The sequence below is a fragment of the Tistrella mobilis KA081020-065 genome (assembly GCF_000264455.2).
GTDB lineage: Bacteria > Pseudomonadota > Alphaproteobacteria > Tistrellales > Tistrellaceae > Tistrella > Tistrella mobilis.
This window is the reverse complement of sequence record NC_017956.1, coordinates 952,075-965,306: the sequence shown is the minus strand read 5'-3', so window position 1 is coordinate 965,306 and position 13,232 is coordinate 952,075. Positions and strand designations below refer to the sequence as shown.

Below are 13,232 nucleotides of genomic sequence, written 5' to 3'. Positions count from 1 at the left end.
CTCCCAAGCCAGCAACGTCGACAACGAGAGATTCAGACTTTTTCCGTCCTGTCACGCACTGTTTCACCCGATTGCCCTGTGAGGTGGCTGCCCCCCTCTTGAACGGGCTTCGGGCCTTCCTACATCATGGTCGTGCCGGGGCCGAAGCGTCGGACCGGCACCGACCGACCACCACCCTGTGCGGCCCCGAAGCGGGCGCATGAACGGATGCAGCGGCGTCGGTCGATCCACACATTGCTCGTCTATCGGAGGATGTGACCCATGGCTGGTCTCCTGCAGTTTGCCCCCGCGTTCCGTGCCACCCGCGGCTTCGATCCCTTCCGCGCGCCGCTGTTCGATCTGGTCGACCGTCTGGCCGACGGCCGCACCGACGGCGTGAACATCGCCCGTACCGGCGAAGACACCTTCCGCATCGAACTCGCCGTCCCGGGCTTTGCCGAGAACGAGATCGAGATCACCGTCGACAACCGCGTGCTCACCGTGAAGGGCACCAAGCCGGCCGAGGCGGCTGAAGAGGGCGTCACCTATCTGAGCCGTGGCTTCGCCCCCGCCTCGTTCGAGCGCCGCTTCACCCTGGCCGAGCATGTCGAGGTGGCCGCGGCCGATCTCGCCGCCGGCGTGCTGACCGTGTCGCTGATCCGCAAGCTCCCCGAGGAGCGTCAGCCGAAGCGCATCGCCATCGGTGCCGCCGGCAACGCGTGATCATCGGTAGGGCCTGAATATCGGCAAGGCGCCGGGGCATAACGCCCCGCCCCCCTGACACCGACACATCAAAAGGCGGGAGCCGCGCCCAACGGCCCCCGCCCTCGCCTGCCAGAAAGCCCCCGCCACCGGCGGGGGCTTTTTGCGTTCGGGCTCCGGCGTCTGTCGATCGGGCGGCAGCTCAAGATCCACGGATCTCGTGAAGGATGTCGCCAAGTGATTGATCGGACGTTCCGCTCTCCTCGCCCTCGATCAGGGCCGCCACAAGGGCATCCCGGCTGCGCTCGGTGTCGCGATCGCGTGCGATCAGATCAGCGATGTAGCTGTCGACATCACCAAACCGCCCGCGGCCAAGTTGCTCGCGAACCCAGTCTTCTGCCGCATCGGGCAGGCGCACCTTCAGGACAGCCATGTGTCGGATCCCCGGACGTGAAGCAGGAGCGATACACACCTTGATAATGGCCCCGTCGCCGGGCAGCGGCAAGGCTGGGACGCCCCCACGCCCGACGGCATATTTCAGACCACCACGCTCGTTTTACGTGAGCATCGTGATCACCCACAGACTTTGTGGAACCCCATGGGTTTTCAAACCGGCCCCAATGTGATACACACAGATCACGCATAGATTTCCGGGCATGACATGAAGTCAGTCCGGACATAACCGGCGGCCCATCCGTCCAAACGGCATACGCGTCGTCTGGATACTCGTGGTCGGCGCCCATAGGCCCGTTACGAACGGCTATGCGCATCTCTGATGCGATTGTCACCCGATGGTCAGGCGGTTCCGCTCGACTGTCCGGGGCCTTTTTTGTCTGGTGTCTTCCGTGATGCCCGGCATCGGCGCCGCCCCCACCTCAAGCCCGGTGGGCCCGCCCGATCAGATCGACGGAGCATGAGCGACAACAGCGAAAAGATCGTCGTCCAGGGGCTGACCAAGGTTTTCGGGCCCCACCCCTCTCAGGCGCTGAAACGCATCGCCAAGGGAGAAAGTTCCGCCGCCATTCACGAAGCCACCGGGAATACCGTGGCGGTCCGCGAGGTGGACTTCACGGTCCGCGCGGGCGAGATCTTCGTGATCATGGGGCTGTCCGGTTCGGGCAAGAGCACATTGGTGCGGATGCTGAACCGGCTGATCGACCCGACCGACGGCAAGGTCCTGATCGACGGGGTCGACGTGACCGCCATGGATACCAGGACGCTGCGCGACCTGCGCCGCCGGGATATCGCCATGGTGTTCCAGAGTTTCGCACTGATGCCGCATCTGACCGCGCTCGACAACGCCGCCTTCGGGCTGGATGTCGCCGGGATGAAGGTGTCGGAGCGCCGCGACCGCGCCCGTGCCGCGCTCGAGAAAGTCGGCCTCGGCCATCTGGCCGACCGCTATCCGAACGAGCTGTCCGGCGGCCAGCAGCAGCGTGTCGGCCTTGCCCGGGCCCTGGCCCAGAACCCGACCGTCCTGCTGATGGACGAGGCGTTCTCGGCCCTCGACCCGCTGATCCGCAGCGAGATGCAGGACGAGCTGATCCGCCTCCAGGAAGAGGAAAGCCGGACCATCGTCTTCATCAGCCATGATCTGGACGAGGCGATGCGCATCGGCGACCGGATCGCGATCATGGAAGGCGGCCGGATGATCCAGGTCGGCACGCCCGACGAGATCCTGCGCGACCCGGCCGACGACTATGTCCGCGCCTTCTTCCGCGGCGTCGACGTGGCCCAGGTCTATACCGCCGCCGATGTGGCCCGCCGCGAAGGCCTGACGGTCGTCAATCTTCAGGAAAGTCATCTGCGCGCGGCGCTTGAACGTATCCGCCGTGCCGAGCGCGACTTCGCCGTGGTCCACGACCGTCGCCGACATTTCCGCGGCGTCATCTCGGTCGAGAGCCTGGAAGCCGCGATCGCGGAGCGCGACCGCAAGCATGGCGACAAGCCCGTCGACCACGAGGCCGTGATCCGGGCCGCCTATCTGCGCGATCCGGTGACGGTGCCCGCCGATGCCGCATTGTCGGACATCCTGGGCCCCGTGGCCGCCGCCCCCTATCCGGTACCGGTGATCGACGCCGAAGGCGTCTATCGCGGTGTCGTCAGCCGCCGGGCGCTGCTGAATGCGCTCGATCGCGGCAGCGACGACCAGACGGCGGTCGATGCCGCCTCGGCAACCGGCAGCGGGGAGGCCGCGTGATGAACGATCTTGGATTTACCCTTCCGATCGGCGATGGCGTCGAGGCGGTGGTCGACTTCCTGCTCGACAATTTTTCCCCCGCCTTCGACGCGATCGCCGACGTGGTCGAGACCGTGGTTTCGGCCTTCGCCAGCGTGCTCGCCTTCATTCCCTGGTGGCTGATGGTGATCGCGCTGACCGGCATCGCCCTGTGGCGGGTCAGCCGCGGCTTCGCGGTCTTCGTCCTGGTCGCCCTGCTGGCCCTGGTCGGCATGGACCTGTGGGACGCCACCATGCGCAGCCTGTCGCTGGTGATCGCCTCCACATTGCTCAGCCTGGCGATCGGTCTGCCGCTCGGCATCGCCGCCGCCCGCTCCGACAAGGTGGAAACCGCGATCCGGCCGGTGCTCGACCTGATGCAGACCATGCCGCCCTTCGTCTACCTGATCCCGGCGGTGATGTTCTTCGGCCTGGGCCAGGTGCCGGGCGCCATCGCCACGGTGATCTTCTCGATGCCGCCGGCGGTGCGTCTCACCAATCTCGGCATCCGTCAGGTGCCGGCCGAAATGGTCGAGGCCGGACGTGCCTTCGGCTGCAGCGGCGGCCAGCTGCTGGTCAAGGTCCAGCTGCCCAGCGCCCTGCCCTCGATCATGGCCGGCGTGAACCAGACCATCATGCTGGCGCTGTCGATGGTGGTCATCGCCTCGATGATCGGCGCCGGCGGCCTGGGCAACGAAGTGCTGCGCGGCATCCAGCGGCTGGATATCGGCCTGGGCTTTGAGGCCGGGCTGGGCGTGGTGGTGCTGGCCATCGTGCTCGACCGCCTGACCCAGAGCTTCGGCCGGAGCCGCGGACGCAGGCGCTGACGCCGCCGGCCAGTCCCCGTCACGGCCAGTCCCCGCCACCCACCAACGCCTTTCTGAAGTCACCTGCACCCGAAACCATTCCCTTGAGGAGATCGACATGAGCTTCATCCCGAAGCGTGCCCTCACGGCCCTCGCCGCCACCGCCCTGGTCGGCACGATGGCCACCTCCGCCATGGCCGCCGAGGAGAAGAAGATCAACATCGGCTGGACCGCCTGGTCGGATGCCGAGACGGTCACCAAGATGGCGGCCAAGGTCATGGAAGACCGCCTCGGCTATGACGTCGAGCTGACGCTCGCCGATATCGCGCCCCAGTATCAGGGCGTCGAGAAGGGCGATCTGGACCTGATGATGATGGCCTGGCTGCCCGACACCCATGCCGATTACTACGAGAAGGTCGCCGGCAAGGTGATCGACCTCGGCCCGATGTATACCGGTGCCAAGCTCGGCTGGGTCGTGCCCAACTACATCCCCGAGGATCAGGTCAAGACCATCGCCGACCTGAAGAAGCCCGAGGTGGCCGAGAAGCTGGACAACAAGATCCAGGGCATCGACCCCGGCGCCGGGCTGATGCGCCTGTCGGACGAGGCGATCAAGACCTATGGCCTTGATTACGAACTGGTCTCGGCCTCGGGTGCGGCGATGACCGCAGCGCTCGACCGCGCGATCAAGCGCAACGAGTGGATCGTGGTCACCGGCTGGAGCCCGCACTGGATGTTCGGCGCCTATGACCTGCGCTATCTGGAGGATCCCGAGGGCGCCCTGGGCGGTTCGGAGCGTGTCCACGCCATCGCGCGCATGGGCCTGGATCGTGAGCATCCGGAACTCTTCGCCTTCCTGACCCGCTTCTCGCTGCCGCTGGAAGAGCTGCAGGCGGTGATGGCCGAGGCCGAGAAGACCTCCTACGAGGATGCGGTCGCCAAGTACATCGAAGACCATCCCGCCCGCGTGAACTATTGGGTCACCGGCGAGATCAAGGGCTGATCCCGCAGGATCACCCCCATGACAGGGCCGCCGCCGGGCAACCGGCGGCGGCCTTTTCGTTTGAAGGCGCCTCCGATATTCTACCTGAACGTTTATGATCGGGAGGCAGACATGCGACGTGGATGGAAAGCGGGCATTCTGGCGGCCGGGCTGGCCGTGCCAGGCATTGCGGCAGCCGGCCCGGCATTGCTGCCGGGAGAGGCCGGGCAGACCGCGGAAGAGGCCCGCGCCATGGCCGACCGGGCGGTCGCCTATTTCGAGGCCCATGGCCGGGCGGTGGGACTGGCCGAGGTAAATCGCGGGCCGCTCGAATTCGATGACCGCGACCTCTATGTCTTCGTCTACGACCTGAACGGCACCTGCCGGGCGCATGCCCGCCGGCCCGGACAGACCGGCATCAATCTCCGCCGGATCAGCGACGGCGACGGTAACCGCTTCATCGAGGAATGGATCCGCATTGCCCGCTCCCCCGAAGGCCAGGGCTGGTCCCGGTACAGCTATGCCCACGAGGCGAGCGGCCGGGTGCTGCCCAAGATGGCCTGGATCCGCCGCTATGACGATCTGCTGATCGGCGTATCGGCCTTCATCTACCCTGAGCACTGACGCCCCGCGACATTCCGTCGCAGGTGCAGAACCGGCGCCCGCCGGGCATGCTGGCCGGATGACCAGAAACCGCCGCCCTCTGCATCACCGCCACCCGCTCGCCGCCTGGGCTCTTGCCCTGGCGCTGCTGCTGCGTGCGCTGTTGCCGGCAGGCGTGATGCCCGATCTTTCGGCCGCAGCCGAAGGCCGCTTCGATCTGGTCACCTGTCTGGGGCTGCGTTTCGATCCACCCGCCGACGGCCCGACCGACGGCAGCGCCGACGACCGGCGCGGATCTGTCTGCGATTTCGCCATGGTGGTCGTGCCGGATCTGCCACCGGCGCCGGCAGGCCTCGCCCTGCCCATGGCCCTGCCGGCGATCGACCATCCGCCGGCCCTGGCTGCCGTGGCACCGGTGCCGGCCCGGGCCGGCCCGCCGCTCGGCGCCCATGCGCCACCTCTCGGTCCGCTCTCCGCCTGATCACAGGATCCCACGGACCGGACCGGATACCGACTCATGACCGTCACGACCCCCGCCGCCACGGCGGCGCGGCCGGCAAGCCTTGCCGGCACGCTCTATCGCGCGCTCTGGCGCTGGCATTTCTTCGCCGGGCTGCTGACCCTGCCCTTCCTGCTGCTGCTGGCCTCGACCGGGGCGATCTATCTCTACAAGGACACCTTCGACCGGCTGATCGACGGCCATATGCTGGTGCTGGACCGGCCGGTGGCACCGGGCGAGACGACCCTGCCGCCCTCGGATCTGATCGCAGCTGCCCGGGCCGCCATGCCGGAGGCCCGTCCGGTCTCGTATCTGGCCCCCGCCGCCGCCGACCGCAGCGCCGGTGTTGGCATGAAGACGGCCGACGGCACTGCGCTCACCGTGTTCCTGGACCCGCGCAGCGCCGAGGTCCTGGGCAACCGTGCCGATCTCGCCGCCCCGATGATGGTGGTGCGCCGGCTGCACAGCCTGATCATCGCAGGGCCGGTGCCCAATCTGCTGATCGAGATTGCCGGCGGCTGGACGGTGTCGCTGATCCTGACCGGGATCTGGCTGTGGTGGCCGCGGGGACGCAGGCCCGAGGGGAAGCAGCCGGGCGGCATCCTGCGCATCCGCACGGCCTCCCGCGGGCGTCCCGGGCCGGCGGGGAGGGTCTTCTGGCGCGACCTGCATGCCGTTACCGGCATCCTGGTGGCACCGGTGATCCTGTTCCTGGCGGTCTCGGGCATGACCTGGAGTCAGGTCTGGGGGCCGGCCATGCGATCGGCCGCGACCGATGCCGGGCTCGGCTATCCACTCGGGGTCTGGCAAGCGGTGCCGACCAGCCCCGTGCCGACCTCGGTGCTGGGGGAGACGGCCTGGACCCTGGAGGATGCCCCCCTGCCCCGCTCCCCCGCCACGGGCAGTGCCGTGCCCGATATCGGCATCGACCGTGCCCGCATGATCGTCGAGACCCTGGGCATCGCCCCCGGCTACAAGCTCGCCCTGCCCCAGGCGCCCGACGGGGTCTATACCGCCATGGTCTTCCCGCATGACCTTGCGCACCAGCGGATCATCCATCTGAACCGCTGGACCGGCGAAACGCTGATCGATGCCTCTTACGCCGATTACGGCCCGGTCGCCCGCGCCACCGAATGGGGCGTCAACGTCCATATGGGCCAGGAATGGGGAGCGCTGAACCGGCTGGGACTGCTGCTCGCCTGCCTCGCTCTGATCGTCATGTGTCTGGCCGCCCCGGTGATGTGGTGGAAGCGCCGCCCCAAAGGCCGGTTCGGGGCGCCACGACAGACTGAGGGACGCAGCCAGGCCCAGGCGGCGGCGCTGATGGCGGTGCCGGCGGTCATCTTCCCGGTGATGGGGGCCACGATGCTCGCGGCCCTGCTGGTCGAAACGATCCTGTTCCTCATGCGGCGAAGAGGTTTGTAGTTCGGCCTTCGCCGGGGGAATGTGGGACACCCTCGCAGGCGTCCCAGATCCTCATCCGGCAGGTTCAGGCTCGCCCGCCTTGCGATAGGCGAAGGTTTCGTCAAAACGCGACAGGATGTAGTCGCCCGAGGTGACGGTGGGATAGCGCGCCGGGCGCTCCGGGGTGGTGCAGGTGTCCAGCACCTCGATCGGCGTGTCGTAATCGGGGCCGAAAAAGAACGGAATCGAATAGCGCTCGCGACCGGAGCGGTTGATGGCGCGGTGGATGGTCGAGGCGAAGACGTCATTGGTCCAACGCGCCATCTGGTCACCGACATTGATGATGAAGGTGCCCGGAATCGGCGGCGCCTCGATCCACTCGCCCGCACCGTTCAGCACCTGCAGGGCCGATACCCCCTCCATCTGGTTCAGGATGGTGAAGCACTCGTAATCCGAATGGGCGCCGATGCCGATCTGGCGCTCGTCGATCGGCCCCTGCTGCGGCGGGTAGTGAACCACGCGCAGCTGCGCCATCGGCTTGCGGATCAGCGGCTCGAAATGATCCTCGGGCAGGCCCAACGCCAGGGCGAAGCCGCGGAAGATCCGCCGGCCGAGCTGATAGACCGCCTCGTAATACCCCTCCATCGCCGGGCGGAACCCGTCCAGCTCCGGCCACACATTGGGGCCGTACATGGTCTTGCCGGCCAGCACGTCGGCATCATCGGCCGGCACTTCCAGCGCCATGTCGAAGGCCTCGTGCAGGTCGCCTTTCGCGGTCGGGTCGGTGTTCTCTTCCAGCAGCGGCACATAGCCGCGATGGTTGGTGGATTTGCGGATATGGATGCGCATCTTCTCGTCCATCGGCAGGGCGAAGAAGTCGCGCGCGGCCCCGTAGGTACCGGAGATGACCGCCGGATCGACACCATGATTGCGGACATAGAAGAAGCCGACCCGCGTGCAGGCATCGCGCACCGCATCGCCCACCGCCATACGCTCGGCCTGGGTGGAAGCAGGGTCGACCAGCGCCCCGAAATCGATCACCGGAATTTCGGTGAAGGCGAGGCTGCGGGCATCGAGCCCGCTGTCGACAAGTTCGCGCGGCCCGTTGCCGGTCTGAACCACGGCCATGATCTGTCGTCTCCGTTCGGCATGTCGGTGGGGGAGATGGTCCGCTGACGGCTCAGCAAGAAGCGGACCAGCCAGCGGGGCCACGCCACCGCACGCCCTCTTGCCGGCAAATCCCGACCGGATGGTCAAAATTTAGACAGCACCCGAGTGCCTGTGCGGAAATTGTGCACACCATGTGATGTGGCCGACCGGAGCGCCCCGCATTCCGGGGCCGGCAGCATGCGGCACGGGGATTGCTAAGACGGAGCGGACACCCCTGACCCTGTTCCGAGGACCGCACCCGGATGTCTCTTTCGCGCTTCGCCCGCCGGCTCGGCATCGCCGGCTTCGCCGCCCTGATCGCCGCCACCTCGCTCACCATGGCCCCCCGCGCCCATGCCGCCGACGAGGCGCTGCGCGTCGCGGCCGTGCTGCCCGGCAGCATCCGCGACCAGGCCTGGAATCAGAGCGCCTATGACGGGCTGATGAAGGCCAAAGAGACCATGGGCATCGACGTCGCCTATGCCGAAGGCGTCGCCGAACCCGACCAGATGTCGGCGATGCGCGATTTCGCCCGCCGCGGCTATGGCATCGTCATCGGCCATGGCGGCGAGTTCCAGGACCCGGCCGACCGGCTGGCCAAGCAGTTCAAGGACACGCTGTTCGTGGTCTCGTCGGGTGCGACCGCCGGCGGCAATGTCGCGACGATCAATTTCGACTACCGCCAGCTCGGCTATGTGCTGGGCTATATGGCCGCCAAAGTGTCGAAGACCGGCACCATCGGCTGGCTGGGCGCCACCGAGATCAAGTTCTCGACCGAACTGGTCGAGGGCTACACCAAGGGTGCGGAGGCCGGCAAGCCGGGTACCAAGGTCCTGGTCACCTATATGGGCGACTGGAACGACGTGGCGAAGGGCAAGGAGGCGGCTTCCGCACAGATCTCGCAGGGCGCGGACGTCCTGTTCCCGACCATGGATCTGGCATCGAACGGGGCGCTGACCGCGGCGAAGGAAGCCGGCGTGAAGGCCTTCGGCATCTATTACGACGCCATCGTCGACTGGCCCGACACCGTGATCCAGTCGGTGATCATGGATGTGAATGCAGCGCTGGTGCATTTCCTCGAAGACGCCAGGGCCGGCAAGGCCGGTGGCAAGGAATATGTCTACGGTCTCGCCACCTCCGATGCCGCCCGTTTCGGCAGCTTCCACGAGGCCGTGCCCGCCGAGGTGAAGGCCGAGGTCGAGGCGCTCATCGCCGATCTGGCTGCGGGCCGCAAGCAGATCTGACCACCAGCCTCTCCCACCTCGTCTCCCCTCCCCCGCCAACCACCCCGGATACCTGACCCATGCCGCGCCTCACGCTCGACGGCATCGCCAAGAGCTTCGGCGGTGTGTCCGCCCTCGACGGCATCACCCTCGACATCGCCCCCGGCACCGTGCATGCGGTGCTGGGGGAAAACGGCGCCGGCAAGTCGACGCTGATGAACATTCTCTCGGGCCTCTACCGTCCGGATGCAGGTCAGGTGGCTCTCGACGGTCGGCCGGTGCCGCCGGGCGATCCGAAACGGGCGCTGGATCTGGGCTTCGGCATGATCCACCAGCATCTGACCCTGGTCGACCGCTTCACCGGTGCCGAGAATGTCGCGTTGGCGACCGGCGGCCGGCTGGATCGCGGGCTGGTCCGCGCCCGGGCGGAAGCCGAAGCCCTTGCCGCGGAACTCGGCTTCACGGTCGATCTGGATGCGAAGGTGGAGGACATGCCGCCCGGCATGCGCCAGCGGGTCGAGATCCTGAAGGTTCTGGTCCGCGGCGCCCGGATCGTGGTGCTGGACGAGCCGACCAGCGTGCTGACGCCGGCCGAAGCATCGGGGTTGATGGCGGCGCTCCGCCGGCTGGCCGCCGCCGGCCGCACCGTGCTGCTGGTCACCCACAAACTGGCCGAAGTCTTCGCGGCAGCCGACGAGGTCACCGTGCTCCGCCGCGGCCGGCTGGTGGCCACCCTGCCGATCGGCAAGGTCGATGCCGATGGGCTGGCGGCGCTGATGGTCGGGGCCGACGAAGCCGATATGATCACCGCCGTGCCTGCTGCAACTGCCGTGATCGACAGCCATGCGACACCCGTCCTGGAGGTCGCCGGCCTGGACATCGACGATGATGCCGGCCGGTCGGCGGTGCGCGGGGTTTCGTTCCGGATCGCCCCGGGCGAAGTGCTGGGCATTGCCGGCGTCGACGGCAACGGCCAGGCCGAACTGGCCGAGGCGCTGGCGGGGCTGCGCCGGCCGGTTGCAGGCGATGTGCTGGTCGACGGCGTGACGGTCGCCCCCGGCCGCGCGCGCGAACGGCTGACCCGCCATCGGGTGGCCTATGTCCCGCGCGATCGTCACCATACCGGGCTGGTGCTGGACATGGACGGCGCCCGCAACCTGATCCTGCGCGATGTCGACCGCCCGCCGGTCCGCCGCCGGTTCGGCCTCATCGATCGCGCACTTGCCGCCCGCCGGCTGACCCAGGCGATCACCGAATTCGATGTCCGCGGCGCCGCCCACGGCCCCGCCCGCGCGCTGTCCGGCGGCAATCAGCAGAAGCTGGTTCTGGCCCGCGAACTCGGCCATGCGCCCCGGCTGCTGATCGCCGAGCAGCCGACCAAGGGGCTCGACGTCGCCGCCACCGCCTTCGTCCAGCGCAAGGTGCTGGAGCTGACCCGCAGCGGTGCCGCCGTGCTCTACATCTCGACCGAACTCGACGAGCTGCGCACGGTCGCCGACCGGATCGCGGTGATGAGCGGCGGCCGGATCACCGGCATCGTCTCGCGCGCCGAGGCAGACCCGCAGACCCTGGGCCGGCTGATGGGTGGCGGTACCGCGCGCCCTGCCTCCGACACCCGAACCGGAGACGCAGCATGACGCCCTCCCGCCTCCTCAGCGGTGCCGCAGTGCCGGTCGGTGCGGTGGTGCTCGCCCTTGCCGTGGGCGCCGTTCTGGTCGCAACCACCGGTGGCGATCCGGTTCACCTGGGCCACGAGATCGTCGACCGGGTGCTGCTCGACTATTGGGGCCTCTCCGACCTGCTGTCGCGGATGTCGCCGCTGCTGCTGGCCGGCATTGCGGTGGCCATCCCGCTCAGGGCCGGGCTCTACAATGTCGGCGCCGAGGGCCAGATCTATATGGGCGGCCTGTTCGCAACCGTGGTGGCGCTGAATCTGCCCGAGGGTGTGCCGATGTCGGTGGCGGTGCTGGCCGCCAGCCTGGCGGGTGCCGCAGGCGGGGCGCTCTGGGCCGGGATCGCCGGCGTGCTCAAGGCCCGGCGCGGCATCGACGAGGTGGTGACCACGCTGCTCATGAACTATGTGGCGCTCAACCTGGTCAGCTATGCCGCAAGCGGGCCGCTGAAGGCGCCGGGTGCCCCCTATCCCTATTCGCCGGAAATTCCCGAAGCGAGCTTCCTGCCGCTGCTGATGGCGGATACCGAGGCCCATCTGGGGGTGATCGTGGGTCTGCTGGTCGCCGTGCTCGCCCGGTTCGCCCTGGGTCGCACCGCCTGGGGCTATGGGGTAGAGGTGGCGGGCAAATCGCCCGGGGCCGCCACCTATGCCGGCATCGCCGTCGGCCGCACCACCGTCATCGCCTTCGCGCTGGGCGGCGCCGCGGCCGGGCTGGCGGGTGCCTTCGAGGTGATCGGCCTCAAGCACCGGCTCTATGCCAATTTCGCCGCCGGCTATGGCTATGACGGGCTGGTGGTCGCCTTCCTGGCCGCCGGCGATCCGGTCTGGTCGATCATCTCGGCCGCCTTCATGGCGCTGCTGCGCACGGCCGTCACCACGCTGAAAAGCGCCGGTCTGGACGCCACCGCCGTCACCATCGTTCAGGGGCTGATCGTGCTCTTCGCAGCCTCGGGCCTCGCCCTTCAGCGCTATGGCGCCTTCGACCGGCTGCTTGCCCGCAGACGCCGACCTGCAGGCACCACAGCGGGCAGCGGAGCCGCATCATGATCGACATGCTGACCGATCCCACCGCTCTGGGCGACCTCTTCGCCACGATGCTGCGCCTGTCGGTGCCACTGGTCTTCGCGGCGCTGGGGGGCGTGTTTTCCGAACGCGCCGGCGTCGTGAACATCAGCCTGGAAGGTTCGATGATCCTGGGTGCCTTCGGGGCCGCCTGGGGCGCCATCGCCGGCGGCTCCGCCGGCTGGGGCGTGGTGACCGGGGCATTTGCGGGCGGCATGCTGGGGGCCGCCTTCGGGATCGCCACCATCTATGCCGGCGCCAACCAGATCGTCGCCGGCATCGGTGCCAATCTGGCCGGGCTCGGCCTCGCCGCCTTCCTGCACCGGCTGAGCGCCTCCGGCCGCGCGGCCGAAAACCGCGTGCCGGGCTTCGGCGACGTCAGCATTCCCGGGCTTGCCGACATCCCCATTGTCGGCAAGGCCCTGTTCTCGACCGATCCGATGACCTGGGCCGCCATCCTGGCCGTGCCGCTCGCCGCCCTGATCCTCGCCCGCACCGGTATCGGCCTCAGGCTGAAGGCGATGGGCGAGAACCCGCGCGCCGCCGATGTCGCCGGGCTGCCGGTCCGCCTCTACCGGCTGGGCGCGGTCGTCGTCTGCGGCATGCTGGCGGGGCTGGGCGGCGCGGTGCTGGTGCTCTCCCAGGTTTTCCTGTTCACCGAGGGCATGACCGCGGGCAAGGGCTTCATCGCCGTCGCCGCGGTGATCCTGGGGCGCTGGTCGCCGGTGGGCGCCGCCCTCGCCTGCCTGCTCTTCGGCCTGTCGGATGCCATTCAGCTCCGGCTGCAATTCGCCAATGGCGACGTGCCCTATCAGCTCTTCGTGGTGCTGCCCTATCTGGCGGCCATCCTCACCCTGGTCGGGCTGGTCGGCCGCAGCCGTCCGCCCCAGGCCTCGGGCAGCTTCTATCGACGGGAGAGCCGCTGACCCC

At 68.2% G+C, this 13,232-nt stretch carries 13 protein-coding genes; 11 read left to right on the top strand and 2 right to left on the bottom strand.

Annotation, left to right across the window (positions count from 1 at the left end; all coding sequences use genetic code 11):
* Positions 1 to 261 precede the first annotated feature (261 nt).
* Positions 262 to 702: an Hsp20 family protein gene (locus TMO_RS04405; protein WP_014744390.1), complete on the top strand. Its 441-nt coding sequence runs from the start codon at positions 262 to 264 to the stop codon at positions 700 to 702.
* A 181-nt stretch (positions 703 to 883) separates the two neighbouring features.
* Here the strand turns inward: TMO_RS04405 and TMO_RS04400 are convergent, their stop codons facing one another.
* On the bottom strand, positions 884 to 1,114 hold the full coding sequence (locus tag TMO_RS04400; RefSeq protein ID WP_014744389.1) for a type II toxin-antitoxin system ParD family antitoxin: 231 nt from the start codon (positions 1,112 to 1,114) through the stop codon (positions 884 to 886).
* Positions 1,115 to 1,594: 480 nt separating this feature from the next.
* Here TMO_RS04400 and proV point away from each other — a divergent pair, with 480 nt between their 5' ends.
* The 6 genes from proV to TMO_RS04370 all read left to right on the top strand — a co-directional run bounded on the left by proV (position 1,595) and on the right by TMO_RS04370 (position 7,214).
* On the top strand, positions 1,595 to 2,881 hold the full coding sequence (gene proV / locus TMO_RS04395; protein ID WP_014744388.1) for a glycine betaine/L-proline ABC transporter ATP-binding protein ProV: 1,287 nt from the start codon (positions 1,595 to 1,597) through the stop codon (positions 2,879 to 2,881).
* On the top strand, positions 2,881 to 3,726 hold the full coding sequence (locus TMO_RS04390; RefSeq protein ID WP_014744387.1) for an ABC transporter permease: 846 nt from the start codon (positions 2,881 to 2,883) through the stop codon (positions 3,724 to 3,726). Before proV ends, TMO_RS04390 begins: the two co-directional genes overlap by 1 nt.
* Positions 3,727 to 3,823: 97 nt before the next feature.
* Entirely contained in the window at positions 3,824 to 4,708 is an 885-nt protein-coding gene (locus tag TMO_RS04385; RefSeq protein WP_014744386.1) for a glycine betaine ABC transporter substrate-binding protein, read from the top strand.
* Positions 4,709 to 4,819: 111 nt separating this feature from the next.
* Positions 4,820 to 5,311 (top strand): cache domain-containing protein, encoded by a 492-nt coding sequence (locus tag TMO_RS29045; RefSeq protein WP_014744385.1) that lies wholly within the window; start codon positions 4,820 to 4,822, stop codon positions 5,309 to 5,311.
* Between the two features lie 58 nt (positions 5,312 to 5,369).
* The gene (locus TMO_RS04375; RefSeq protein ID WP_014744384.1) at positions 5,370 to 5,771 is read left to right on the top strand and encodes a hypothetical protein; all 402 of its coding nucleotides are present in this window, start codon (positions 5,370 to 5,372) and stop codon (positions 5,769 to 5,771) included.
* 36 nt (positions 5,772 to 5,807) lie between these two features.
* Entirely contained in the window at positions 5,808 to 7,214 is a 1,407-nt protein-coding gene (locus tag TMO_RS04370) for a PepSY-associated TM helix domain-containing protein (protein WP_014744383.1), read from the top strand.
* Positions 7,215 to 7,265: 51 nt separating this feature from the next.
* On the opposite strand, the gene TMO_RS04365 is transcribed toward TMO_RS04370, so the two are convergent.
* The gene (locus tag TMO_RS04365) at positions 7,266 to 8,321 is read right to left on the bottom strand and encodes an isopenicillin N synthase family dioxygenase (RefSeq protein WP_014744382.1); all 1,056 of its coding nucleotides are present in this window, start codon (positions 8,319 to 8,321) and stop codon (positions 7,266 to 7,268) included.
* A 284-nt stretch (positions 8,322 to 8,605) separates the two neighbouring features.
* Between TMO_RS04365 and TMO_RS04360 the strand changes: the two genes are divergently transcribed.
* Genes TMO_RS04360 through TMO_RS04345 form a run of 4 tightly spaced genes read left to right on the top strand, consistent with a single transcriptional unit; the run spans position 8,606 to position 13,228 of the window.
* Entirely contained in the window at positions 8,606 to 9,586 is a 981-nt protein-coding gene (locus TMO_RS04360) for a BMP family protein (RefSeq protein WP_014744381.1), read from the top strand.
* Between the two features lie 59 nt (positions 9,587 to 9,645).
* Complete coding sequence (locus TMO_RS04355; RefSeq protein WP_014744380.1) at positions 9,646 to 11,202, top strand: ABC transporter ATP-binding protein; 1,557 nt, start codon at positions 9,646 to 9,648, stop codon at positions 11,200 to 11,202.
* Complete coding sequence (locus TMO_RS04350; protein WP_014744379.1) at positions 11,199 to 12,287, top strand: ABC transporter permease; 1,089 nt, start codon at positions 11,199 to 11,201, stop codon at positions 12,285 to 12,287. The genes TMO_RS04355 and TMO_RS04350 overlap by 4 nt, the downstream gene beginning before the upstream one ends.
* Positions 12,284 to 13,228 carry an ABC transporter permease gene (locus TMO_RS04345; protein WP_014744378.1) on the top strand — a complete coding sequence of 315 codons (945 nt, stop codon included), beginning with the start codon at positions 12,284 to 12,286 and terminating at the stop codon, positions 13,226 to 13,228. Before TMO_RS04350 ends, TMO_RS04345 begins: the two co-directional genes overlap by 4 nt.
* The last annotated feature ends 4 nt before the right edge of the window (positions 13,229 to 13,232 follow it).

Coding starts and splice junctions, on each gene's coding strand:
- TMO_RS04405 (WP_014744390.1), top strand. CDS start 262: ATGGCTGGTCTCCTGCAGTTTGCCCCCGCGTTCCGTGCCACCCGCGGC.
- TMO_RS04400 (WP_014744389.1), bottom strand. CDS start 1,114: ATGGCTGTCCTGAAGGTGCGCCTGCCCGATGCGGCAGAAGACTGGGTT.
- proV (WP_014744388.1), top strand. CDS start 1,595: ATGAGCGACAACAGCGAAAAGATCGTCGTCCAGGGGCTGACCAAGGTT.
- TMO_RS04390 (WP_014744387.1), top strand. CDS start 2,881: ATGAACGATCTTGGATTTACCCTTCCGATCGGCGATGGCGTCGAGGCG.
- TMO_RS04385 (WP_014744386.1), top strand. CDS start 3,824: ATGAGCTTCATCCCGAAGCGTGCCCTCACGGCCCTCGCCGCCACCGCC.
- TMO_RS29045 (WP_014744385.1), top strand. CDS start 4,820: ATGCGACGTGGATGGAAAGCGGGCATTCTGGCGGCCGGGCTGGCCGTG.
- TMO_RS04375 (WP_014744384.1), top strand. CDS start 5,370: ATGACCAGAAACCGCCGCCCTCTGCATCACCGCCACCCGCTCGCCGCC.
- TMO_RS04370 (WP_014744383.1), top strand. CDS start 5,808: ATGACCGTCACGACCCCCGCCGCCACGGCGGCGCGGCCGGCAAGCCTT.
- TMO_RS04365 (WP_014744382.1), bottom strand. CDS start 8,321: ATGGCCGTGGTTCAGACCGGCAACGGGCCGCGCGAACTTGTCGACAGC.
- TMO_RS04360 (WP_014744381.1), top strand. CDS start 8,606: ATGTCTCTTTCGCGCTTCGCCCGCCGGCTCGGCATCGCCGGCTTCGCC.
- TMO_RS04355 (WP_014744380.1), top strand. CDS start 9,646: ATGCCGCGCCTCACGCTCGACGGCATCGCCAAGAGCTTCGGCGGTGTG.
- TMO_RS04350 (WP_014744379.1), top strand. CDS start 11,199: ATGACGCCCTCCCGCCTCCTCAGCGGTGCCGCAGTGCCGGTCGGTGCG.
- TMO_RS04345 (WP_014744378.1), top strand. CDS start 12,284: ATGATCGACATGCTGACCGATCCCACCGCTCTGGGCGACCTCTTCGCC.